General features: G+C 54.7%; 22 protein-coding genes. 9 read left to right on the forward strand and 13 right to left on the reverse strand.

The genetic code is table 11. The features are described 5' to 3' along the window. Window positions 1–31: 31 nt before the first annotated feature. The 3 genes from Q4606_RS01020 to Q4606_RS01030 are packed head-to-tail and all read right to left on the reverse strand — an operon-like array spanning window position 32 to window position 3,299. Window positions 32–445 (reverse strand): phosphate ABC transporter substrate-binding protein, encoded by a 414-nt coding sequence (locus tag Q4606_RS01020; protein WP_303594774.1) that lies wholly within the window; start codon window positions 443–445, stop codon window positions 32–34. An 11-nt stretch (window positions 446–456) separates the two neighbouring features. Next, window positions 457–1,644, reverse strand: a complete 1,188-nt coding sequence (locus Q4606_RS01025; RefSeq protein WP_303606404.1) for a hypothetical protein — start codon at window positions 1,642–1,644, stop codon at window positions 457–459. Between the two features lie 41 nt (window positions 1,645–1,685). Next, window positions 1,686–3,299: a methyl-accepting chemotaxis protein gene (locus Q4606_RS01030; protein WP_303606405.1), complete on the reverse strand. Its 1,614-nt coding sequence runs from the start codon at window positions 3,297–3,299 to the stop codon at window positions 1,686–1,688. Between the two features lie 241 nt (window positions 3,300–3,540). Here Q4606_RS01030 and uvrD point away from each other — a divergent pair, with 241 nt between their 5' ends. Then, entirely contained in the window at window positions 3,541–5,706 is a 2,166-nt protein-coding gene (gene uvrD / locus Q4606_RS01035) for a DNA helicase II (RefSeq protein ID WP_303606992.1), read from the forward strand. Window positions 5,707–5,861: 155 nt separating this feature from the next. On the opposite strand, the gene Q4606_RS01040 is transcribed toward uvrD, so the two are convergent. The 5 genes from Q4606_RS01040 to Q4606_RS01060 form a co-directional block, all read right to left on the reverse strand. Continuing rightward, entirely contained in the window at window positions 5,862–6,659 is a 798-nt protein-coding gene (locus tag Q4606_RS01040; protein ID WP_303606406.1) for an undecaprenyl-diphosphate phosphatase, read from the reverse strand. A gap of 131 nt (window positions 6,660–6,790) precedes the next feature. Continuing rightward, window positions 6,791–7,861, reverse strand: coding sequence for an ACR3 family arsenite efflux transporter (gene arsB, locus Q4606_RS01045; RefSeq protein ID WP_303606407.1), 1,071 nt, complete (start codon window positions 7,859–7,861; stop codon window positions 6,791–6,793). 9 nt (window positions 7,862–7,870) lie between these two features. Next, the gene (gene arsH, locus Q4606_RS01050) at window positions 7,871–8,587 is read right to left on the reverse strand and encodes an arsenical resistance protein ArsH (protein ID WP_303594766.1); all 717 of its coding nucleotides are present in this window, start codon (window positions 8,585–8,587) and stop codon (window positions 7,871–7,873) included. A 29-nt stretch (window positions 8,588–8,616) separates the two neighbouring features. Then, window positions 8,617–8,847 (reverse strand): thioredoxin family protein, encoded by a 231-nt coding sequence (locus tag Q4606_RS01055; RefSeq protein WP_303594764.1) that lies wholly within the window; start codon window positions 8,845–8,847, stop codon window positions 8,617–8,619. Between the two features lie 43 nt (window positions 8,848–8,890). Then, window positions 8,891–10,219 carry a permease gene (locus tag Q4606_RS01060; RefSeq protein ID WP_303606408.1) on the reverse strand — a complete coding sequence of 443 codons (1,329 nt, stop codon included), beginning with the start codon at window positions 10,217–10,219 and terminating at the stop codon, window positions 8,891–8,893. A gap of 101 nt (window positions 10,220–10,320) precedes the next feature. Between Q4606_RS01060 and Q4606_RS01065 the strand changes: the two genes are divergently transcribed. The 3 genes from Q4606_RS01065 to arsJ are packed head-to-tail and all read left to right on the forward strand — an operon-like array spanning window position 10,321 to window position 13,331. Continuing rightward, window positions 10,321–11,085: a metalloregulator ArsR/SmtB family transcription factor gene (locus Q4606_RS01065; protein ID WP_303606409.1), complete on the forward strand. Its 765-nt coding sequence runs from the start codon at window positions 10,321–10,323 to the stop codon at window positions 11,083–11,085. Between the two features lie 46 nt (window positions 11,086–11,131). Next, a complete protein-coding gene (locus tag Q4606_RS01070; protein WP_303606410.1) occupies window positions 11,132–12,136 on the forward strand; it encodes an ArsJ-associated glyceraldehyde-3-phosphate dehydrogenase in 1,005 nt (334 codons plus the stop codon). A 1-nt stretch (window position 12,137) separates the two neighbouring features. Further along, window positions 12,138–13,331: an organoarsenical effux MFS transporter ArsJ gene (gene arsJ / locus Q4606_RS01075; protein ID WP_303594757.1), complete on the forward strand. Its 1,194-nt coding sequence runs from the start codon at window positions 12,138–12,140 to the stop codon at window positions 13,329–13,331. A gap of 14 nt (window positions 13,332–13,345) precedes the next feature. Here arsJ and Q4606_RS01080 read toward each other — a convergent pair whose 3' ends face one another. Then, the gene (locus Q4606_RS01080; protein WP_303594755.1) at window positions 13,346–13,972 is read right to left on the reverse strand and encodes a hypothetical protein; all 627 of its coding nucleotides are present in this window, start codon (window positions 13,970–13,972) and stop codon (window positions 13,346–13,348) included. A gap of 45 nt (window positions 13,973–14,017) precedes the next feature. Further along, a complete protein-coding gene (locus tag Q4606_RS01085; RefSeq protein ID WP_303594753.1) occupies window positions 14,018–14,419 on the reverse strand; it encodes an acyl-CoA thioesterase in 402 nt (133 codons plus the stop codon). A 195-nt stretch (window positions 14,420–14,614) separates the two neighbouring features. Between Q4606_RS01085 and Q4606_RS01090 the strand changes: the two genes are divergently transcribed. The 5 genes from Q4606_RS01090 to phoU all read left to right on the forward strand — a co-directional run bounded on the left by Q4606_RS01090 (window position 14,615) and on the right by phoU (window position 20,056). Next, window positions 14,615–15,658 (forward strand): substrate-binding domain-containing protein, encoded by a 1,044-nt coding sequence (locus Q4606_RS01090; protein ID WP_303606411.1) that lies wholly within the window; start codon window positions 14,615–14,617, stop codon window positions 15,656–15,658. Between the two features lie 79 nt (window positions 15,659–15,737). Further along, entirely contained in the window at window positions 15,738–17,126 is a 1,389-nt protein-coding gene (pstC, locus tag Q4606_RS01095; RefSeq protein WP_303606412.1) for a phosphate ABC transporter permease subunit PstC, read from the forward strand. Further along, window positions 17,119–18,393 carry a phosphate ABC transporter permease PstA gene (gene pstA / locus Q4606_RS01100; protein ID WP_303606413.1) on the forward strand — a complete coding sequence of 425 codons (1,275 nt, stop codon included), beginning with the start codon at window positions 17,119–17,121 and terminating at the stop codon, window positions 18,391–18,393. The genes pstC and pstA overlap by 8 nt, the downstream gene beginning before the upstream one ends. A 20-nt stretch (window positions 18,394–18,413) precedes the next feature. Beyond that, a complete protein-coding gene (gene pstB / locus Q4606_RS01105) occupies window positions 18,414–19,301 on the forward strand; it encodes a phosphate ABC transporter ATP-binding protein PstB (protein ID WP_303595464.1) in 888 nt (295 codons plus the stop codon). Window positions 19,302–19,333: 32 nt separating this feature from the next. Beyond that, entirely contained in the window at window positions 19,334–20,056 is a 723-nt protein-coding gene (gene phoU / locus Q4606_RS01110) for a phosphate signaling complex protein PhoU (protein WP_303594746.1), read from the forward strand. A gap of 36 nt (window positions 20,057–20,092) precedes the next feature. On the opposite strand, the gene Q4606_RS01115 is transcribed toward phoU, so the two are convergent. The 3 genes from Q4606_RS01115 to Q4606_RS01125 form a co-directional block, all read right to left on the reverse strand. Beyond that, window positions 20,093–20,458 carry a histidine triad nucleotide-binding protein gene (locus Q4606_RS01115; protein WP_303594744.1) on the reverse strand — a complete coding sequence of 122 codons (366 nt, stop codon included), beginning with the start codon at window positions 20,456–20,458 and terminating at the stop codon, window positions 20,093–20,095. A gap of 64 nt (window positions 20,459–20,522) precedes the next feature. Beyond that, window positions 20,523–21,818 (reverse strand): FAD-dependent monooxygenase, encoded by a 1,296-nt coding sequence (locus Q4606_RS01120; protein WP_303606414.1) that lies wholly within the window; start codon window positions 21,816–21,818, stop codon window positions 20,523–20,525. Between the two features lie 44 nt (window positions 21,819–21,862). Beyond that, the gene (locus Q4606_RS01125; protein WP_303606415.1) at window positions 21,863–22,534 is read right to left on the reverse strand and encodes a lysoplasmalogenase; all 672 of its coding nucleotides are present in this window, start codon (window positions 22,532–22,534) and stop codon (window positions 21,863–21,865) included. Window positions 22,535–22,569: the final 35 nt, after the last annotated feature.

A 22,569-nucleotide genomic window follows, 5' to 3' on the forward strand; every position in this document is an offset into this window, starting at 1 on the left:
TGGCTCGCCTTCTTTGTTTTTGTCGACCGTTTTACGGCTTCAGAATAACCTTCACAGAACTGTCCACGTCAGCCTCATCGATATAGCCAATGCTGCCGGGCGTTGATGAGACCCGTGCTTTCATGGCAGCTGCGCTGCTTAATTCAGCGGGTGGCTGGCCACGGCCCGTAAACACCTGCTTGGACCAGAATGCCTTGAGCTGGGCGGCGTTGCGCCCCGTGACCTTGTCGTGGAACTGGGCACGAACTGGGTCGCCTCCGGACATTTCGAAGGGTATTGCTTTCTGCCCGTCGGGCAATTGCTTGCTGCGATTAAGGTACAGGTCGCGCACTTGATTGTCGGTGATGCTGTCTGGGCCAGCACTGTGGCCGATAACAACGACATCGGCCAGTGCAAGGGGGCTGACCAGCAAGCTGGCCGCAAAGATCAGGCTTAGCTTTTTCATGGGGGCCTCCGTTAAAACGCCGAGTCGATTTTCAGGGTGTAGACGTTGGTGCTTGTGGTGTTATCTGAAAGCATATAAACGGTATTCAGGTTGCCATAGCCTTTATCTAAACCGCGAGCATGGGTCACGTCCGCCTTGATAGCCACTCCCGGGGTAATATCCCAGCGAGTACCTACGCTGTATTCTTGGCGTTGATAGTTAAGGATTGATTCTGGGACCACGCCTGGAATAAAAGCACCTTTGCGCTCGCCTTCATCTTTGCTTTCTATCCACCCGGCTACAACGTATGGCGTCCAGCTTCCAAAACGGTGGCCTATGGACAGGTAGGCAGAGTCAGTGTCCGGGAACTTGCCGCCCACCTCTACTCGGGTTACTTCACTGATTATCTGCCACTTGCCGTCATCGTAGCTTGCACCGATGCCGTAGAAATTACCCCGGCTACCATCTGCCAGGACACTATTCACAGGTACGGGAGCAAGTTCTCCAAGCTTGGTTGCGTCAATGCTGGCTTCGGCTGTGGCAGCAACACCACGCACTGTCCACACATAATCTGTCCAGGTCAGGTTCAGCCCGCCGATGTTGCGTAGTTCTACATCCCCAGAGTTTCCGTCTTCATCGGTAAAACCAGTGAAAGCGGTAGCCGTGAGTGAAGAACTGTCGAAGTTGAAGTTATAGCTTGCATCGGCACCCACATAACTGGTGATTGCAATTGGGCCATACACGCTTTGGGGCGGGCGAGCCCAGGGCTGAGCGTAACCGACTTCCAGTGAATCAGAGTACATGAAGATTGGAACGCGCATTTTACCGGCGCGCAGTTGCAGGTCGTTGGTGGGGCGGTGGCTCAGGTAGGCCCACTCGATTTCCGGGTCCCAATCATCGGCGCCACGACCGACCAGCTGCAGAACCGCCTGGGTTTTTTCAGTCACGTCAAACGTGCCCTGTAATGCCATCAGGCTCAGATCTGCCACATTGGTCTCTTCTGTGATGCCAGCGTACCCCGCGTCGTTGCTGGCGCGCGCTACACCAGTACTAAAAAAGCCGTTGAAGCGAACACGGTCATCCTTAGCGGCATTCAGCTGTTGTTGCATGGAGTTAAGCTGCTCCTGCATGCGGGCCAATGTGTCGTCAGTGCTTTGTGCGGATGCGGAGTTCGCAGCAATGGCCAAGGCGAGGGGAGCAAGGTGTAGCAGTTGTTTCATAGGTTTTCGATCCGTAAGGTTTTCAGGTTTTCGTAATTCGTTTAGACGCGGAATTGGCTGGCAACAGTCTGAAGGCCATTGCTGACGCCCTGAATATCCCGGCTGACGGTATCCAGTTCATCGGTACTTTCCATCACGGCTTCAGCATTTCTGTGCATATCCGTCATGTAATTGGTGACTTCGTTAAACGTTGTGCTTTGTTCATAGGTGGCGGCAGCGATTTGCTCATTGAGCTCACTGATCTGTTGCACGTTCTGCAGAATACGGGAAAGTATTTCCCCGGATTCGGTGGTTGCTTCCACGCCTTCATGGGCCTTGGCCACACTGGACTTCATGGAGGTGACGGCAGAGGATGAGAGTTTGGAAAGCTCTGAAATCACGCCCTGAATTTCTTCCGTAGCCTTGTGGGTGCGGACCGCCAGCCCTCTCACCTCATCAGCGACCACTGCGAAGCCACGGCCATGCTCGCCCGCTCGGGCGGCTTCAATCGCAGCGTTCAAAGCCAGCAGGTTTGTCTGTTCGGCTACGGTCTGGATGGTGTCGAGCAAGCCGCCTACCCGTGCGGAAAATTCGTCAAACTGGTTGACCAGGCCCGCGGTATTCTCGATCTCGTTGACCAGTTCCCGGATGGTTGCCACATTGTTTTGTACTTTCTCCTGACCCGACTGGGCAAAACGGGCCGCATCCTGAGTCTGGTCCGAGGCGCTGGAAGCAAAGCCCGCCACCTCCTCGACACTTTTTACCAACTCGTCAACAGAGTTGCGGGTAGAGGATATAGCCTGAGCCTGGCTGCTGATGCGCTTCAGGTTTGCCTTGCTGGCTTCAGTCAGATGGCCTGTCGCCGTGTTGAGTCCGTTCACATCGTCACTGATGGTGGCAAAAGAGTTATGTAGCTTCGCAACGAATAGATTGAACTGGTTAACCAGTTCCCGGAGCTCGTCCCGGCCTTCGTAGTTCAGACGGCGAGTCAGGTCGCCTTCACCAGAAGCCATGTTTTTCAGAGAGTCGATAATCTGGGTAAGGCTGGATGAGATCGAGCGCCCGATTACCAGGCTGATTGCGATCAATACGATGACGGTAACCGCCAGAATAATCAGAGCCAGAGCCTGAGCTTTGCTTGAAGCATCAACGGTTTCCGATATAGCACCCTGGAACTTGGCGCGGTTGCTTTCCAGCATTGCCTTCAGGCCTGCTTGCAGTTCCTCAAGGCGTTCGGCATTGCGCGCGGCATCGTCGCCGATACGACTGAAGTCGGCTGAGCCATCAATGATTGTAGTCGCGATACGGGTGGCGTTTTCGTAGTAGGTGTCCAGGTCACGGCTGAGTTTGCGGATGGTGCCGGCCTGGGAGGGGTTCAGTTCCGCGATTTCTTCCAGGTTGGTTGTAATGGTGTCGCGGTAAGCCTGGGTTGCCTCCAGTTGCTGGTCATCCCCCGTAGTAACCGAGCCACTGATCTGCTGTTCCATCAATTTCAGCTGACCTTCATTGATGGTGGTTAGCTCCAGAGTTGGATAGAGGCGATCTTTTACTTCACTCAGGCGATCAGAATTGGAACGCTCGGTTATAAACGCGAAACCCTGACTGATCAGGAAGGCGAGAATGGCGATGCCCACAAGCAGGCCAAGCTTTTGTGATATTTTCAGTGATGACAACATAGTCTTTTCCTGACTGGCTAACCCGGATCCGCGGCGCGAGTCTATAGGGGGCTATTGGTAGACGAAATGGTTGTTGTGTTTCGTACTGTTATGTTCTGTTGTCGGCTGGTTTGTCAGCCACTTTATAGTGGGATTTACGCATCGCGAGTGGTGATCGTAAGGGATCAGGGCAGGCTCGCCCCCGAGTTGTTATAATCTCCAGCCTGAATTCCCAATCCACCGGACTACAGTGAACTCCCCCATGGATGTCTCCCACATAATCGACTCCCTGAACGATGCCCAGCGTGAAGCGGTTACCGCACAGAACGACCATTTGTTGGTTCTGGCCGGTGCCGGGAGCGGTAAAACCCGGGTGTTGGTGCACCGGATTGCCTGGCTGATGCAGGTGGATCGCGTTCCGCCTACGGGAATTCTGGCGGTGACCTTCACCAATAAGGCTGCCAAAGAGATGCGTTACCGCATCGAGCAGATGATGAACATCCCGGCGCGAGGTTTGTGGTTTGGTACCTTTCACGGTATCGCCCATCGATTACTGAGAGCGCACTGGAAAGATGCGGGGCTGCCAGAGAACTTCCAGGTGCTGGATAGTGATGATCAGCTCAGAATGGTCAAACGGGTGATGCGGGAGGCGCAGATTGATGAGAGCCAGTTTCCGCCAAGGCAGGCCCAGTGGTTTATCAGTAGTCAGAAAGACGAGGGTTTGCGGGCCGACCATATCCAGGAAAACCCTGGAGACCATTTCACATCAACCATGCTGAAAGTGTACCGTCGTTACGAACAGCTCTGCCAGCAGAGCGGCCTGGTGGATTTTGGTGAGCTACTGCTGCGATCCCATGAGCTGTGGCTGCATCGGCCAGAAATACTGGCTCACTATCAGCAGCGTTTTCAGCACATTCTGGTGGACGAGTTTCAGGACACCAACACAATTCAGTATGCCTGGCTGCAAGTACTGGCCAGCAACCGGGTTCCGCTGACGATTGTGGGCGACGACGATCAGTCCATTTACGGCTGGCGGGGCGCCAAAATCGAGAACATACAGCAGTATCAGCGGGACTTTCCCAATGCCCGGCTGGTGCGCCTTGAGCAGAACTATCGTTCCACGCAGCTGATACTGAAGGCCGCCAATTCGGTGATTGCCAACAACCAGGGCCGACTGGGGAAAGAACTCTGGACCGATGGCGTGGAGGGCGAGCCCATCAGCCTGTATGCCGCATTCAATGAGCAGGATGAAGCCAACTACATCGCTGACAGCATCTCCAGCTGGGTTGATGAGGGCAACCTGCGCAGCGAATCTGCCATCCTGTATCGCTCCAACGCCCAGTCTCGGGTGCTGGAAGAGTCGCTCATGCGCCAGGGTATTCCTTATCGGGTATACGGCGGCCTGCGTTTTTACGATCGTCAGGAAATCCGCAATGCACTGGCCTATCTGCGACTGGTGCACTATCGCCGGGATGATGCAGCCTTCGAGCGGGTGGTGAATGTGCCAACCCGGGGGATAGGAGCCAAAAGCCTGGCGGAACTGCGTGAATACGCAAGTAACCAGAGCATCTCTCTGTGGGAATCCGCCGGGCGCCTGCTGGAAGCCGGGCAGGTGAAAGGCCGGGCGAAAACTGGTTTGCAAAAATTCATAGATATCATTGAAGAGCTGTCTGCCAAGGCGGAAGAGGCGTCGCTTCACGGCCTCATGAAGGAGACCATCGAAGCCAGCGGCCTGAAGGACTACCACGCCAGTGAAAAAGGCGAGAAGGCCCAGGCCAAGGTTGAGAACCTGGAAGAGCTGGTTAACGCTCTTGCAGATTTTCAGGTGGAGGAAGGCGTGGATCCGCTCTCCGAGTTTATTGCCCAGGCAGCACTGGACGCCGGCGAATCCCAGGCCGGAGACCACGAAGACAGTGTGCAGCTGATGACCCTGCACTCAGCCAAGGGCCTGGAGTTCCCATTGGTGTTTCTTGCCGGTGTTGAGGAGGGGCTTTTCCCTCACAGCATGTCTCTGGAAGAGCCGGGGCGCATGGAGGAAGAACGGCGGCTGGCCTATGTGGGCATCACCCGGGCCATGAAAAAGTTGGTGATCACTTACGCGGAATCTCGCCGGCTTTATGGGCAGGAGAAGTTCCACGCGCTTTCCCGGTTCGTACGGGAGATTCCCAGCGACTGCCTGCAGGAAGTGCGGTTACGCAATACGGTAACCCGGCCTGCAATGCTTGAACGTCCGAACGAAGGTCTGTTCAGCCAGGATTCGGCAAAGGAATCCGGCTTCAGTCTGGGGCAAAGGGTGCGACATCCCAAGTTTGGAGAGGGTGTTGTTCTGAACGCCGAAGGCAGCGGGCATCATACGCGGGTGCAGGTGAACTTTGATGAAGGGGCAAAGTGGTTGGTACTGGCTTATGCACCTTTAGAGGCCTGCTAATCAGGGCTTTGGAGTTGGCAGAGGCTGGGGCAGGCTTTTCAAAACTGTGCGGAGCCATGGATGGCGGAGCCCAAGCGTCACATGGATGTGCCGCAAGGAGCGTGTTTTGAAAAGCCTGCCCCAGCCTCTGCTTCCAGGGTTGTGCCAGTACTCTTTTACATCAGCACCGCATAAATCACCCCAGCCAGAAGAATCCTGTAGATAACATAAGGCCACATGCCAACGGTGTTCAGCCATTTCAGGAAGAAATGGATCGCGGTAATGGCCATCAGGAAGGACGTTACCCCGCCAATCAGAAACCCGCTCCAGTCCACGATGACATCCGAGGTTGCCACTTCCAGTAACTTCACGGCAGATGCCAGCACGATAATGGGAATTGCCAGCAAAAACGAGAAGCGAGATGCGGTTTCGCGGCTCATGCCCAGAAACAGGCCCGCGGTGATGGTGACGCCGGAACGGGAGGTGCCAGGTACCAGCGCAATGGCTTGAGCGATTCCCACCAGCAGGGCGTCTTTCCAGTTCAGAGAGTCCATCTTGCGCTGGCGCTTCGGCAGCCAGTCGGCAAGGCCCAGAAGCAGGCCGAAAATCAGGGTGGTGAAGAAAATGACTTCCACTGCCCGCAGCTCATTATCGATCATGTCCAGCAATGCCAAACCAGCAAGACCTGCGGGGATGGTGCCGATCACCAGGTACCAGGCCAAGGCGCCCTGGCCAGTTATTTTACGCTGCGCGACCGAGAGCAGGCCGTCTCTGGCAATACCGAAAACGTCGCGCCGGAAGTAAAGCACTACCGCCAGCAGGGTGCCAATGTGAACGGAGAGATCAAAGCCTACGCCCTGATCTTCCCAACCAAAAAACGCCGGAGTCAGGATCAGGTGGGCAGAGCTGGAGATCGGCAGGAATTCGGTCAGTCCCTGGAGGAGGCCAAGGAAAAGAGCCTGATAAAAATCCATTCTTTTGATTCCGTTCGGGTCAGAGGTTCAGGGTGCAAGCTGATAAAAGGATGGGCGGGATATTAGCAGGGTGGTCGTTGGCTTTACAGTTCTCCGACCCGCGAAAGCAGCGCGCGCCGGAGAACAGTTGATTACGCGGGGAACTTATCCCGGGTGTTGTTTGCAATTTTTACCAGCATCAGCATCAGGGGTACTTCCACCAGTACGCCAACAACCGTTGCCAGAGCCGCCCCGGATTGCAGGCCAAACAGTGCAATGGCGGCGGCAACGGCCAGTTCGAAAAAGTTACTGGCGCCAATCATCGCGCCTGGCGCGGCGATGCAGTGACGAACCTTCCACAGTCTGGCCCAGGTATAAGCGATGAAGAAAATCAGTACGGTCTGGATAATCAGCGGCACGGCAATCAGCGCAATATGCAGCGGGTTGTCCAGGATGACTTCACCCTGAAAAGCGAACAGCAACACCAGGGTGACAATCAGCGCCGCAGGCGTAATCGGCCCCAGCCGCTTCATGAACACCTCGTCGTACCACTGTTCGCCACGGTGGGCGATCAGGGTGCGGCGGGTGAGGTAGCCGGCGGCCAGCGGGATGACGATGTACAGCACCACCGACAGAATCACCGTATCCCAGGGCACCTGAATGTCGGAGATGCCCAGCAGGAAAACTACGATGGGTGCGAAGGCAAACAGCATGATGATGTCGTTTAGGGAAACCTGCACCAGTGTGTAGGCGGCGTCGCCTTTGGTGAGATAGCTCCACACGAATACCATGGCGGTGCAGGGAGCAGCACCCAAAAGAATGGCGCCAGCCAGGTATTCGCTGGCCAGTTGCGGTGCAATAAAGGGTTCAAATACGACCATCAGGAAAAACCAGGCGATGGCAAACATGGTAAAGGGTTTGATCAGCCAGTTCACGATGGTGGTAATAGCCAGCCCTTTCGGTTCTTTGCGCACGTCCACGATGGCGCTGAAGTCAATCTGCGCCATCATCGGGAAAATCATTGCCCAGATCAGGATGGCGACCGGTATAGACACCTGGGCGTATTCGAATCGGGATAGAGTTTCAGGCACCGCAGGGGCAAACTGTCCCAGGGCCACGCCGGCGATAATAGCCAGGGCGACCCAGACCGACAGAAATCGCCCGAACAGGTCCATGCCACCTGAGTCGTGTTTCAGGTCTGAAGCTTCGATGTTTTCGCTCATATCTTTTCCTTAGATCGACCGCTGGTTTACGCGCTTAGACAGTTCTTCCGCGCTTTCCTTGCGTTCGGAATAGCGGTCGGTCAGGTAGTCACTGCGATCTCGAATCAGCAGGGTGAACTTCATCAACTCTTCCATCACATCCATGATGCGGTCGTAGTAGGGTGAGGGTTTCATGCGGTCATCGTCATCGAACTCCATGTAAGCCTTGGGTACTGACGACTGGTTGGGGATGGTCACCATGCGCATCCAGCGGCCCAGAACCCTTAGTTGATTAACCGCATTGAAGGATTGGGACCCTCCGCATACCTGCATAACCGCCAGGGTCTTGCCCTGGGTGGGGCGAACGGCCCCCATAGATAGCGGAATCCAGTCGATCTGGGTTTTCATGATGCCGGTCATGGCCCCGTGGCGCTCGGGGGAGCACCACACCATGCCTTCTGCCCACTGCGCCAGATCTCGTAGTTCCTGGACTTTGGGATGCGAGGCATCTTCGGCATCGGCCAGCGGCAGGCCGCGCGGATTGAAGGTGCGGGTTTCTGCTCCCATGGCATTCAGTAAACGGGCAGCCTCCTCAACCGCCAGGCGGCTGAATGAGCGCTCGCGGAGCGAACCATACATCAGCAGAATGCGAGGCGCGTGGTCTGAGGGCGCCGTTGCTAAGACCTTTTCTGCTGTTGGTGTCTGGAATAGGTCGGGGTTGATGTTGGGTGTTTCTGTCAGCTTCATAATGCGATTCAGACTTCCTGAAAATGTGTTTAGCTCAGATATTTCTTGATGTCGGCCGGGCTCGCCACTTTCCCTTCCGCCACGATCTCGTCGTTCAGGGCCAGGGCCGGTGTGCGCATGATGCCGGCATCGATGATGGCATTTACGTCAGTGACTTTTTCCACTTCGTAGCTGAGGCCCAGTTCGTTGGCGGCTTCTTCGGCATTGACGGTAAGTTGTTTGCACTTGGAACAGCCACTTCCGTAGATTGTAATTTTCATCGTGATCTCCTTCGGGGTATCGGTAAGGGAATCAGTAAGGGTATCAGGCGGACACCCACCAGTTACCATAAGCAAAGCCGGTGATGGTGGCCATGACCACAACCAGGGCACAGTAAACCAGTGTTTTCTGTGTGCCCAGGATGGTGCGGATGACCAGCATGTTAGGTAGTGAAAGAGCGGGGCCAGCCAACAATAGTGCCAGGGCTGGCCCTTTGCCCATACCGGAGCCCATCAGCGCTTCGACGATGGGCACCTCGGTCAGGGTGGAAAAATACATCAGGGCGCCCAGTACTGAGGCCAGTATGGTGGATAACAGTGAGTTGTCGCCAACTGCGAGCGCCACCCATTCAGACGGAATCATGCCCTCATGGCCAGGCCTGCCCAGCGCAAAGCCCGCAACGAATACGCCAGCCAGCAGTAATGGCAGGATCTGTTTGGCAAAATCCCAGGTCTGCACGGGCCACTCCTGGTCATCTTCCCGCAGGGTGGCAATCAGCATCAACCCGCCCATACCAATCACGAACGGCAACTCTGGTATGCCGGGGGCCAATGCTGCGAAGGCAGCAACAACAACGGCCAGGATGAGTAGTTGGCTTGCGGGCCAGTTCCAGCGCCAGATCAGCAAACCACCCAGGGCTGCCGCCAGTGCGGCGGTGATTGGCCATTTCAGTGCGTGAATGGCCATCCAGGTGTCGCTGTCAGCCGCTGCCCAGTTGGCAAATACCAGAATGCCGACCATCAGGGCAAAGAACAGGGCAATGATGCCGGCGGGTTTTTCCGCGCTGTCACCACCAAAACCCCTTGCATTGCTAACGGACCTTTGGGCTTCTTCCTTGCGATAAATCAGATGCATGATGGCGCCGATCACCACCGCGAAGGCAATGGCGCCTGCGGCCCGCGCAATGCCGATTTCAGCACCCAGTACCTTGGCGGTTACCACGATGGCCATAATATTGATGGCGGGGCCGGAATAGAGAAAGGCCACTGCAGCTCCCAGACCCGCACCGCGTCGGTAGATGCCGCCAAACAGCGGCAGCACGGTGCAAGAGCAAACTGCCAACAATGTGCCTGATACGGATGCGACAGTGAAAGCGACGGGCTTGGGAGCGGTGGGGCCCAGGTACCGCATCACCGAACCCTGGCTGATGTACACCGCCATGGCACCGGCTATCAGGAACGCAGGTAGCAGGCACAGGATAACGTGTTCGCGGGCGTACCAGTTGGTCAACCGGATAGCCTCAAGGACGGCGTTGTCGAAACGTGCGGTGCCAGCGGGTATGAAATAAATAGCCAGGAACGCAATAATCATGAAGAACAGAAGGTTGCCTTCGCGCTGGTTGCTCCGGTAAATCGTCAGAAGCCTGTCCGTCATAATAAGTTCCGGTTCTTGGGTTAGTGTCTTTACTTTGTAACTTTCAGAATCTATTATCGCAAAAAACGTATATATGGCAATCCGAATATGCGGAAAATTATATGAAAAGAAGAGTTCTGTTTATCTGCACCGCAAACAGCGCCCGTTCACTGATGGCCGAGGCGCTGTTGCGGCATATGGCGGGGGACCAGTTCGAGGTGGCCAGTGCCGGCACTCAGCCTAAGGAGCCAAACCTTTTGGCTCTGAGAGTGTTGGCGGAAGCCGGGATTTCTACCGAGGAGTTGCACAGCAAATCACTCGCGCACTTCCGGAACGAGCCTTGGGACTACGTGATCACCCTCTGTGATAAAGCAGCCACTGATTGTGTGGCTTTTAGAGAAGGGGCGCAGCAGATTGCCTGGGATTTTCCGGACCCTGCCCTCAGTAACCGCCGTGCAACATTTGCCCTGACCCTGAAGGAGCTTAAAGAGCGGATAGGGCTGTTCACTCTGGTGCATCAAAAAGGGACAGCACTGAGACCTGAAGATTATAACCCTGTGACCATATTCAAGGCTCTGGGCGACGAGTTGCGGCTGGCTGCCCTGTTACTGATCCGGGATCAGACCAGGCTGTGCGTGTGCGAATTGACCGAGGCCTTTGGGCTGTCGCAGCCAAAAGTCAGTCGCCATTTGGCGATTCTTCGCGATGCCGGCCTTGTCGAAACGGAGCGTCGTGGCCAGTGGGTCTACTATTACCTTAATCCCCGGCTACCCGCCTGGATATCACGGGTTGTGGATGAAACCGCCCGCAATAATAGTGCATTGATCGAAACACCCCTGGTGCAATTGCAGGCTATGTCTGAGCGCCCGGCGGTGCAGTGCCCCTGATCAAAAACCGGATACACGGATTACGAACCTATTTGAGGAGTCTGCCATGAACAAGATCAAAGTAGGCATTAACGGATTTGGCCGCATTGGCCGCCTGGCATTGAGGGCAGCCTGGGGCTGGCCGGAGCTGGAATTTGTAGCCATTAACGATCCAGGGGCAGATACTCACACCCTGGCACATCTGCTGAACTTCGACAGTGTTCACGGCGCCTGGAGTCGCGAGGCTTCAGCCAGTGGCGATGAGATGCTGATCGACGGCAAGCGCATCACGGTTACCCATAACAAGGCCATCGGCGACACTGACTGGTCTGGCTGCGACGTGGTGATTGAAGCCAGCGGGGTCAACAAGAAGGTAGCGGTGCTGCAGGCATACCTGGATCAGGGCGTGAAGCGCGTGGTAGCCACTGCGCCGGTCAAGGAAGTTGGGGCTAAAAACATTGTTCTGGGCGTGAATGAGCATATTTTCGACCCGGCTCAGGATCGCATCCTTACCGCAGCCTCGTGCACCACCAATTGCCTGGCCCCTGTGGTTAAAGTTATTCACGAGAAGCTAGGCATCAAACACGGTTCTATAACTACTATTCATAGTCTGACCAATACTCAGACAATTCTCGACGCGCCTCACAAGGACTTGCGCCGGGCCAGAGCCTGCGGCAGTTCGCTGATTCCCACCAGCACCGGTTCTGCTACCGCGATTATTGAGATTTTTCCGGAGCTGAAAGGGCGCTTGGATGGCCATGCCGTGCGGATACCGCTCACCAATGCCTCGTTGACCGATTGTGTGTTTGAAGTGGAAATGCCAACAGATCGTGACACCGTAAACCGGTTGCTGAAAGAAGCCGCCGAGGGCGAACTGAAGGATATTCTGGGTTATGAAGAGCGCCCTCTGGTTTCCATAGATTACAAGACAGATCCGCGATCATCCATTGTCGATGCCTTGTCTACGCTGGTTGTCAACGGAACTCAGGTAAAGATCTACGCCTGGTACGACAACGAATGGGGTTACGCCAACCGCACCGTAGAGTTGGTGCGCAAGGTAGGGGCTGCCTGATATGAGCGCTGCCATCCGTCAGTACCTGGTGATTACCGGCAACTATTGGGCTTTCACTCTGACCGATGGCGCCCTGCGTATGCTGGTGGTGCTGCATTTCCATCAGCTGGGCTATTCGCCTCTGGAAATCGCGCTGCTGTTCATCTTTTATGAGTTTTTCGGGGTCGTGACTAACCTGGTGGGAGGCTATCTGGGGGCCCGCATGGGGCTGAACCGCACCATGAATATCGGGCTGTTTTTGCAGATCGCGGCCTTGGCCATGCTGGCTGTGCCGGCGGCCATGCTGACCGTGCCCTGGGTGATGGCCGCACAGGCTTTATCGGGAATCGCCAAAGACCTGAACAAGATGTCTGCCAAAAGCGGAATTAAATTGCTGGTTCCTGATGAACAGCAAGGCACCCTGTACAAGTGGGTAGCTATTCTGACCGGCTCCAAGAATACCCTCAAAGGGGTGGGCTTTTTTCTGGGCGGCGTATTGCTGATGTCGGCCGGTTTCACCGGCGCGGTGATTATCATGGCGGCGGCGCTTGGGCTGGTGTGGCTGGCCAGTCTATTCTTGCTCAAGCAAGAGCTGGGTAAGAGCAAAGCCAAACCCAGGTTCAGTGAGATTCTGTCAAAAAGCAGGGCGATCAACGTGCTGTCTGCTGCCAGGATGTTTCTGTTCGGTGCTCGGGATGTCTGGTTTGTGGTGGCTCTGCCGGTCTATCTGCATACAGTCTTTGGCTGGGATTTCTGGAAGGTGGGGGGCTTTATGGCGACCTGGGTCATTGGTTATGGCTTTATCCAGACGGTCGCGCCCCGGATTACCGGTAATTTGGACAGTAAGCAGCCTGCCGTGCTCTGGGCCGCTGTCCTGGCGCTGATTCCCGCTGCTATTGCCACTGGTCTGATGCTGGGTTGGTCGCCGCAGGTCGTGGTTATTGGTGGCTTGCTATTGTTCGGGGTGCTGTTTGCCATCAATTCCTCCCTGCACAGTTATCTGATTGTCAGCTATGCCCGGGGCGATGGCGTGTCGTTGGATGTGGGCTTCTACTATATGTCCAATGCGGCGGGTCGGCTTCTGGGAACCATCTTGTCCGGTTGGGTTTATCAGAGTTACGGCCTGGAAGCCTGCCTTTGGATTTCAGCAGGGCTTGTGGCCATGGCTGCTTTGCTGTCATTGCTGCTGCCCCAAAGGCATGAAGCCCTGGCCTGATAGCAGGGAGTGGCTCAGAAGCGCAGCACCAGACCTGCACCTGCTTCAATCTGCAGATAGCCGCTGCTACGGTATTTGAGTTCACAGCCGCCGGAACAGAAAACCGAACCCCCGGAATCAAGGGCGGTATAGATGCCGCGAAGATCCAGCCGCAGACGCAGTTGTTCATTGATGAAAAACTGATAGCCCCCACCCAACGAGAGGGCGGCGCGGTGGTGGGTGTCGAACGCCGAATCGTCTGGTTCCATCCGGGTCACCCCCAGCACTCCCGAAGCAAAGCCGCCGTAGCTTTTCCCTCCCGGGAAGTAGAGGCCGCCGAACTGCAGTTGGTAGACCGTCATGTCGATGGCCTGTGTGCCTGGTGCGAAAAAGCCGTTATCAAGCTTTGCCGTGGTCGCCTGTCGACCGAAATATAACTCCCCCTGCGTGCCCGGGTCTGGCAGATCAAAGTTCAGGGTCAGTCCCTGGCTTTCACCGTCTTTAAACCTGACCTGGTCATCCGTGCTGGTGCTGGAAGATTCAATATCGATTGAGCTACCCATGCGGTAGCCAACGAAAGGCGCTATGCCAATGTCGGCGAGCGCGGGCGAGGTGGCCAGACTGAAACCTAGTGACAGAGCTATTAACGGTCTGCGTAACATGCTTTTTATCTCTGTTGTCGAGGCATAGCTCAATCGCTTGTCTGCTCAAGGTTGCTGGGGTACTTCCCGTATGCGGCCTTGTTCATCAATGGCAACGTAGACAAACCGGCCTTCGGTAACCTTACGGGGGCTTCGGGCGCTGCGGTCAAGGGTCCACACTTCTACATTGATTTTCATGGAGCTGCGGCCGATGTCTACCAGCTCGCAATAACAGCCGACCTGGGACCCGACCCGCAGAGGGGAGAGAAACTCCATACCGTCCATGGCCACAGTGGCGTTGCGGCCCAACGAAATGCGCCCGGCCACCGTAGCGGCAGCTATGTCCATTTGTTTGACCAACCAGCCGGCGAATACATCACCGTTGGCGTTTGTATCCTGTGGCAGCGGGATAATCTGGAGGGTCAGATCACCACGGGGTTTGGGTTTGTCGTCGTCATACGCAGTCATGGAACCGGCCTTTTATTGAACTCTGGAATTATTTTCCTAGCATGTTAGCGACCCAGCACGCCGCTGCAAGCTTATTTACGGCATCTGTACAATATTTCAGAAGGTGTAACAAAGTCGTCACAAAGGGCCCCTAGTATGCACTCATCGGTAAAGCACATCCGACACAACGTCCAAACCTGATAACGGAGACTCGACGTGATGAAACTGAACAAAGCATTCGCAACAGTTGCGCTGGCTGGCGCTGTCGCCGCCATGTCTGCACCGGCAATGGCTCGTGACACTATCAGCATCGTGGGATCCTCCACGGTTTACCCGTTCGCTACTGTTGTGGCTGAGCGTTTTGGCTCTAATACGGATTTCTCCACACCGAAAATGGAATCTACTGGTTCTGGTGGTGGTATGAAGATCTTTTGTCAGGGCATAGGTACTCAGAATCCTGATATTACCAACGCTTCCCGTCGGATGAAGGCGTCTGAGTTTGAGCTTTGCCAGAGCAACGGTGTGAAAGACATTGTTGAGTTCCGTATCGGTTCTGACGGCATCGTGATTGCAAGCTCCAAAGAAGCAGATCACATGGATCTGACCCTGGAGCAGCTGTTCCTGGCCCTGGGCGAGAAAGTTCCCCAGAATGGCAAGTGGGTAGCTAACCCGAATAAAACCTGGAGCGACGTTGATTCCAGTCTGCCGAACAAGCCAATCCGTGTAATGGGGCCGCCTCCGACTTCCGGCACCCGTGACTCATTCAACGAACTGGCGCTGGAAGGTGGTTGTGATGAACTTCCTGAAGCGGCTAGCCTGAGCAAGGATGAGCATAAAGCTATCTGCCAGAGCATTCGTGAAGATGGAGCCTTTATTGAAGCTGGTGAGAATGACAACCTGATCGTTCAGAAGCTCATCGGTGACAAGGATATGTATGGCGTTTTCGGTTACAGCTTCCTGGAAGAAAACGGTGACCGTCTGCAGGCTGCTTCCCTCAACGGTGTTGAGCCTACTCAGGAAAACATCGCGGAAGACAAGTACCCGGTTGCACGCTCTATGTTCTTCTATGTGAAGAAGGCTCACGTGGGCGTGGTTCCTGGTATCGTTGAGTACGCTTCCGAGTTCGTCAGCCCCCGTGCCATGGGCTCGAACGGTTACCTGAAAGATGTGGGTCTTATTGTACCGACTCGCGAAGCTTTGATGGAGCTTCAGGACAAGGTAGAAAATATGCCTAACCTGACTCTGAATGAGCTGAAATAAACCGGAACATTTCGGTTAATGCAGGGTGCAGGCGTACAGGAGCCTGCACCCTTCTGTGTAGTTGAAGACAGGAATTCTCATGCAACCGTTAAACCTGCTTTTATTGACGATGCTACTGGCCGCAGTCGCCTATGTGCTGGGCTACGCGCGCTCCCGCACACTGGCTATGCCGCTCGGTGGTGTGCGTCACCTGAAATCACTGCCCGGGTATTATGGCGTTCGTGCAGCCATCTGGTGCGGAGTACCTGCGCTCGTTATCCTTGGCTTGTGGGCAGCGTTTGAAGGCAGGATGATCCAGTCAATCGTGGTCGGTACCCTGCCTGATACCATGATTCCGGATACGGCAGGTGAAGCCAGCCTTCTGATGAGTAAAATTGGCAATGTTGCCAATGGCTCCTTACCACCTGACTTTGTGGAGGAGCCGGTAGCCAAGGCGGCCGAGTTACTGCGGGCACTTCAGGTACAGAGCAAGATCTACATGACGGGCCTTGTTCTCGCTGTTGCGCTGCTGGCGGGATTTTTGGGTTGGGTGCGGATTCGCCCATTACTGAATGCGCGTGAGCAAGTCGAAGCCGTTTTGCGCTGGTTCTTTTTTGCCTGTGCCGGCGTTGCAGTTCTGACAACGGTAGGTATTGTTTTTTCGGTGGTGTTTGAAACCATTCGGTTTTTCGAGCAAGTGCCATTCTTTGAGTTCTTCTTTGGCACATCCTGGAGCCCCCAGCTGGCCCTGAGAACCGATCAGGTGGGCTCGGAGGGAGCCTTCGGTATGATCCCGCTGTTCACCGGGACTTTGTTGATTTCGTTTATTGCGATGTTGATCGCAGCGCCTGTTGGTTTGCTATCGGCAATTTACCTATCTGAATACGCGAACAAAAGTGTGCGCAGCATCGTCAAGCCCCTGCTGGAAATGCTGGCAGGTATTCCGACCGTCGTGTACGGCTTTTTTGCAGCTCTGACAGTCGCACCGTTTATCAGTGATCTGGCCAGTGCAATTGGTGTGGAAGCCTCTTCGCAGAGTGCACTCGCAGCAGGATTGGTCATGGGTATCATGATCATCCCGTTTGTATCCTCGCTTTCAGATGATGTTATTAACGCTGTGCCCCAGACCCTTCGTGATGGCTCGCTTGCTCTGGGCGCGACCCAGTCTGAGACCATGAAAAAGGTAATATTTCCTGCAGCATTGCCGGGCATTATGGGTGGCTTGTTGCTGGCAGTATCCAGGGCCATTGGCGAAACCATGATTGTAGTAATGGCTGCTGGCCTGGCGGCTAACCTCACTGCCAATCCTCTGGAAACGGTAACCACCGTGACGGTACAGATTGTCACTCTGCTGGTTGGTGATCAGGAGTTTGACAGTGCCAAGACTCTGGCTGCGTTTGCACTGGGTGCGATGTTGTTTATCTCTACCCTGTTGCTCAACGTTATTGCTTTGAAAATTGTTCGAAAATACCGGGAACAATATGACTGATCATACTTCACAAGCGGAACTGGTTCGCCGGTCCCTCAAAGGCAGATATCGCAAAGAACGCCGTTTCCGGGCTTATGGAATCGTGGCTATTGCAATAGCCCTCACGGCACTGGTTACCCTGTTTACCGACATTATAGGCAAGGGGTACACCGGATTCCTGAAAACGACGATCACCCTGGAAGTGACCATGGATCCGGATCTGATGTATCTGGATGACCCTACAGATCCGAAACAGGTTCGCATGGCGGACTTCGTTGCGCCACTGGTCGCTGCTGTGGACAGGGCCCTGCCAGGTGCGACCGAAGATGATCAGGATGCCCTGCGCCGGTTGATCAACCCGTACGCCTCCAGTGAGCTTCGGGACGCCCTGATTGAAAACCCGGAATGGATGGGGACAACACGAACCATGTCTTTCCTGGCGCACAGTAACGTTGATGTGTATGTGAAGCACAAAGGCGATGCAGCATACTCGATCAAGCTAACGGACCAGCAACAGGCCTGGGTGGATGACCTCAGAGCGCGCGAGCTTGTAGAGACCAGCTTCAACGATGTGTTTTTCACCAGCGGTGATTCAAGGGATCCTGCCAAGGCGGGTGTTCTGGGGGCGATCGTTGGCTCTTTGCTGACGATGATCATTACTCTGGTACTGGCGTTCCCCATTGGTGTAGCTGCCGCTATCTACCTGGAAGAATTCGCCCCGAGGAACAAGCTGACGGATTTCATTGAGGTGAACATTAATAACCTGGCCGCGGTACCGTCTATCATTTTCGGTTTGCTGGGCCTTGCGATCTTCATCAACCTGTTCGGCATGCCGCGTTCGGTGCCGGTGGTAGGTGGCTTGGTACTGACCTTAATGACCCTGCCAACTATCATCATTTCCAGCCGTGCAGCTATCAAGAGTGTACCGCCTTCGGTGCGTGAAGCTGCCGAAGGCATCGGGGCCTCCAAGATGCAGGTGGTACTGCACCATGTGCTGCCGTTGGCGTTGCCGGGGATGTTGACTGGCTCGATCATTGGTATGGCCCAGGCCTTGGGCGAAACAGCGCCATTGTTGTTGATTGGCATGGTGGCGTTTATTGTTGAAATACCGGAAGGATTTTTTGATGCCGCAACTGTTTTGCCCGTACAGGTGTTTTTGTGGGCCGGCAGCCCGGAGCTCGCGTTCATTGAGCGTGCCTCAGCTGCGATTATGGTTTTGTTGGCTTTCCTGATGACTATGAATGCATTGGCCATTTGGCTCCGTAAACGTCTTGAGCGCCGGTGGTAAGGAGAATAGTTATGAATACTATGAGTTCCATGAGTTCGACGATAGCGTCTGAAGCCCAGGCGCCAGAGGAAAAGGTTATGCCGGTAGTCGATGAAAAGCCGGAAGATACGGTGCTGGAAGAAGGCGTGACGGTTGGGAAGCCCTTCGCGGATGACCCGAAGTTCAAGTTGCGTGATGTGGAAGTGCTCTACGGAGACAGTCCGGCTATCAAAAAGATCAGTCTGGATATCGCTCGTAATGAGGTGGTCGCGTTTATCGGGCCATCCGGGTGCGGGAAATCTACGTTCCTGCGCTGTCTGAACCGGATGAACGACAGTATTGATATTTGCCGGGTCAAAGGGCAGCTGATGTTGGATGGCCAGGATATATACGACGCCAAGCGGGATGTGGTTGAGCTGCGAGCTCGCGTGGGGATGGTGTTCCAGAAGCCCAACCCGTTTCCCAAGTCAATTTATGACAACGTTGCTTATGGCCCGCGCATACATGGCCTGGCTAATCGTAAGTCGGAGCTGGATGATATTGTGGAAAGCAGTCTGCGCAAAGCGGGGCTATGGAATGAAGTCAAGGATCGACTTGATGCCATGGCCACCGGTATGTCAGGCGGCCAGCAGCAGCGTCTGTGCATTGCAAGAACCATCGCTGTCAGCCCGGAAGTTGTGCTGATGGATGAGCCTTGTTCGGCGCTGGATCCCATTGCCACTGCGAAGGTCGAAGAACTGATTGCCGAGCTGTCTGAGAGCTATACCATTGTGATCGTTACCCACTCGATGCAACAGGCCGCCCGCGTTTCAAATCGCACAGCCTATTTTCACCTGGGTCATCTGGTTGAGGTAAACGAGACCAGCAAAGTATTTACAACACCGGAGCATGAGCTTACGGAATCCTACATTTCTGGTCGTTTTGGCTGATCCGCATAAATAGAACAAGGGAGACATCTATTATGGTTCCGAATACGGATGAGGTTTACGGAGATCACATCTCCAACAGATTCAATGATGAGCTTCTCGCCCTGAAAACCCGTTTCCTCAAGATGGGCGGTATGGTGGAGAGCCAGGTTGAAAGCGCCTTGCAGGCGTTGATGGAAGGTGATAGCCAGATTGCGGAAGAGGTTCGTGCCAAGGATAAGCTGGTGGACCGGATGGAGATGGATATCGATGAGGAGGCGATGCTTATTATCGCCCGTCGCCAGCCCACAGCAAGGGATCTGAGGCTGGTAATTTCGGTAATCCGGATGGTTGCGGATCTGGAGCGGGTAGGCGATGAGGCCAAGAAAATTGCCCGGTTTGCAATAAAGCTCTCCGAAGAAGGACGGACGCCGCAGGGCTATGCGGAAGTGCGCAACATCGGTACCCACGTGATGGGTATGATTCACGATTCGCTGGACGCATTTGCGAGGCTGGATTCTGAACAGGCTCTGCGAGTGATGAAAGAAGACAAGCGAGTGGATGAAGAGTATCAATCTGCAGCCAGGGCCCTGCTGACGTTCATGATGGAAGACACGCGCAATATCACACGATGTATGTCGGTGATGTGGGTGCTGCGGGCCTTGGAGCGGGTAGGCGACCACGCCTGCAACATTTCAGAGAACGTGATCTTCATGGTTAAAGGTGAAGATGTCCGCCACACACCGATGGATGAGGCGGAGAGGATTGTGGGGAGCTAAGTTGGTGTCCCCACATTACCTATGAGCAGGACTACCTCAGCCCTGCTTCATTTTGTCTGTATACGGCGGCCAGCCTAGTGGCTTGCCGGCCAGCAGGTGAAGGTGGATGTGGAACACGGTCTGGCCAGAGTTTTCACCGCAGTTCATCACGGTGCGATAGCCGTTGTCGGCAAAGCCCATCTCTTTAGCGAGTTTGGCGGCTACCCAGTAGAGGTGGCCGACAAGCTCGCGGTCCATTTCTTCGATGTCGTTAATGGTCGGGATCAGCTTTTTCGGAATGATCAGCAAGTGCACTGGTGCCTGCGGATTGATATCGCGAAAAGCCAGGCTGATGTCGTCTTCATAAACGATATCTGCCGGGATTTCGCGATTGATGATTTTGGTAAAAAGAGTTTCGGACATCCTGGTTTCCTTCTATTTAGCGTTGCTCTTTATTTTTGCTCTCAATCTATCGCTGTAAAGATACTTAGAGCTGGTTCAGGCCAGGCAGCCGGGCTATTAGCTGCCTGATGACTGCTGGTAGTTCATCGTCGATTCCCATGGCATAGCGTGCCACTTGATTGCGGGCAAATGGCAGGGCGCGTGCGGTGCCCAGGCCTATGTTCCTGAGCAGGTGAATCGGTGGAATTCGATTGCTGAACAGATGATAAAATGCGTCCATGGCAAACATCATGCGCCGGTTCGCCGGTCGTCGATGTTGTTCATAGCTGGCAAGGACCGAGGCTTCGGCCAGATCTTTGCCTGCCCTCCTTGCCTCTTTAAGAAGGCTTTGCAGGCACTGGGTATCCTGAAAGCCGAGATTTACACCCTGTCCTGCCAAGGGGTTGATGGTGTGTGCGGCGTCTCCCACAAGGACAATGCGACCTGCGGAGTAGTGTTTCGCGTGCTGCCGGGCGATAGGGAAACTGGCGCGGCCTTCAATATGGGTAAGCTGCGGCAGTTCTGTTGGAAACCCCCGTTGTATTTCCGCCATCAGAGCTTCATTGCTCAGGCTTTTCAGGCGGGCAATTTCCTCCGGTGCATCGTACCAAACCAGCGAAGCTCTGCTTTCCCCGGGGTAATCCGGGCCTGCACTGCATAGCGGCAAAAAGGCTCTTGGACCAGAAGGGTAAAACCCTTGCCAGGTAATATCTTCTACCGGCCCCTGATAGCGCACGGAAATGACCATGGCCTGCTGGCTGTACTGGTTTCTTGTAATCCCTATGCCCGCCATATCCCTAACCCGGGATTGTGCACCGTCTGCGCCAATAACCAGCGTCGTGGTTAACTGCTCATCGTTCTCAAGCCTGACCAGGGCCTGCTCGCCTGCCTGGTTAATGCTGGTGACGCCATTGCCGGCCAGTATGGTGACCGAGGGCTCGGCCTCCGCCGCCTGCCAAAGGCCCTGCTGGGTCACTGAATTTTCGACAATATGGCCAAGGTGAGAGGCGTTCAATCCGGCCGCATCGAACTCCAGCTGGTTGGAGGTTCGTGGTAGCAGGTTGCTCAAAGGGTGTCGGGTTTCATCCCACACTGCGAGCCGTCGATAGGGCGTTGCGCGCATCCTGAGAATATGATCCCAGGCCCCAAGGCTTTGCAGGTAGCGTTCGCTGCCTGCGCTGAGGGCCGAGACGCGGATATCGGGGGGCGAGTCAGGGTTGAAGTCGGGTGCAGGTGCGCGATCAACCATCGCAACACTGAAGCCCTCTCGCCCGAGGCCGGTGGCAAGTGCGGCGCCGACCATGCCGGCACCGACAATCACAATATCAAAAGCTTGAGTCATATCGGGTTCCTGTCTGATGCCAACAGTTTACGCGATGGCAAAGATCAGACAAGCGAGCGGGCGGATTCTCTGCCTCGATGAAACAATAGGCCCCAAGCAATCATCAACTGAGCAGAAATATAAATAGTGACAATCACCGTTGTCGAATACTCAAAGCTTATAATGAATCGGTTCACGCCAATTAGGGCATCTGCGATAAAAAAAGCCATGCCGCCAATGTTGATCCACAGGTTGTTCTTTACCAGCAGGGCACTGAAAGCCATAGCCAGTAAAACCAAACAATAAACCACCACTGGGACAAGCAGTGCCCCAGCGGTATGCGATATCAGGTAAAGCAAAAAAACGACTATTACCGCCAACGGTGGCATCAACCAGCGACGGCCAGTGGTTAGATCGCGCATAGGAAGAAATAAATAGAGGTAGGCAAGTTGGGTGATTAAAAAGGATCCAAGTGCCTGCTTCAAATATAAGTTGCGGTCAAGGTCCAAAAATACGTCACCACTAGCCGAAGCCAGCATGGCCAGGATAAAAACATACGTTTGTCTGTTGCTTAACTTACTGCCTTTTTGCAGGAATGCGATTAATGCCAACAGTAAAACCGGCGTCACCTTAAGCAGATAACTAAAGTCATACGGCTTGAAGGCGATACTTACCACATAAGCATAGCCACACACTAATGCGAGGGTAAATAAACCCGGATTTCTTATACCTTTCATTTTACTCCGTGCCCAATCGCGGTTGGCCGCTCTTT

Origin of the sequence: Marinobacter sp. 1_MG-2023, assembly GCF_030549045.1 — a bacterium.
GTDB lineage: Bacteria > Pseudomonadota > Gammaproteobacteria > Pseudomonadales > Oleiphilaceae > Marinobacter.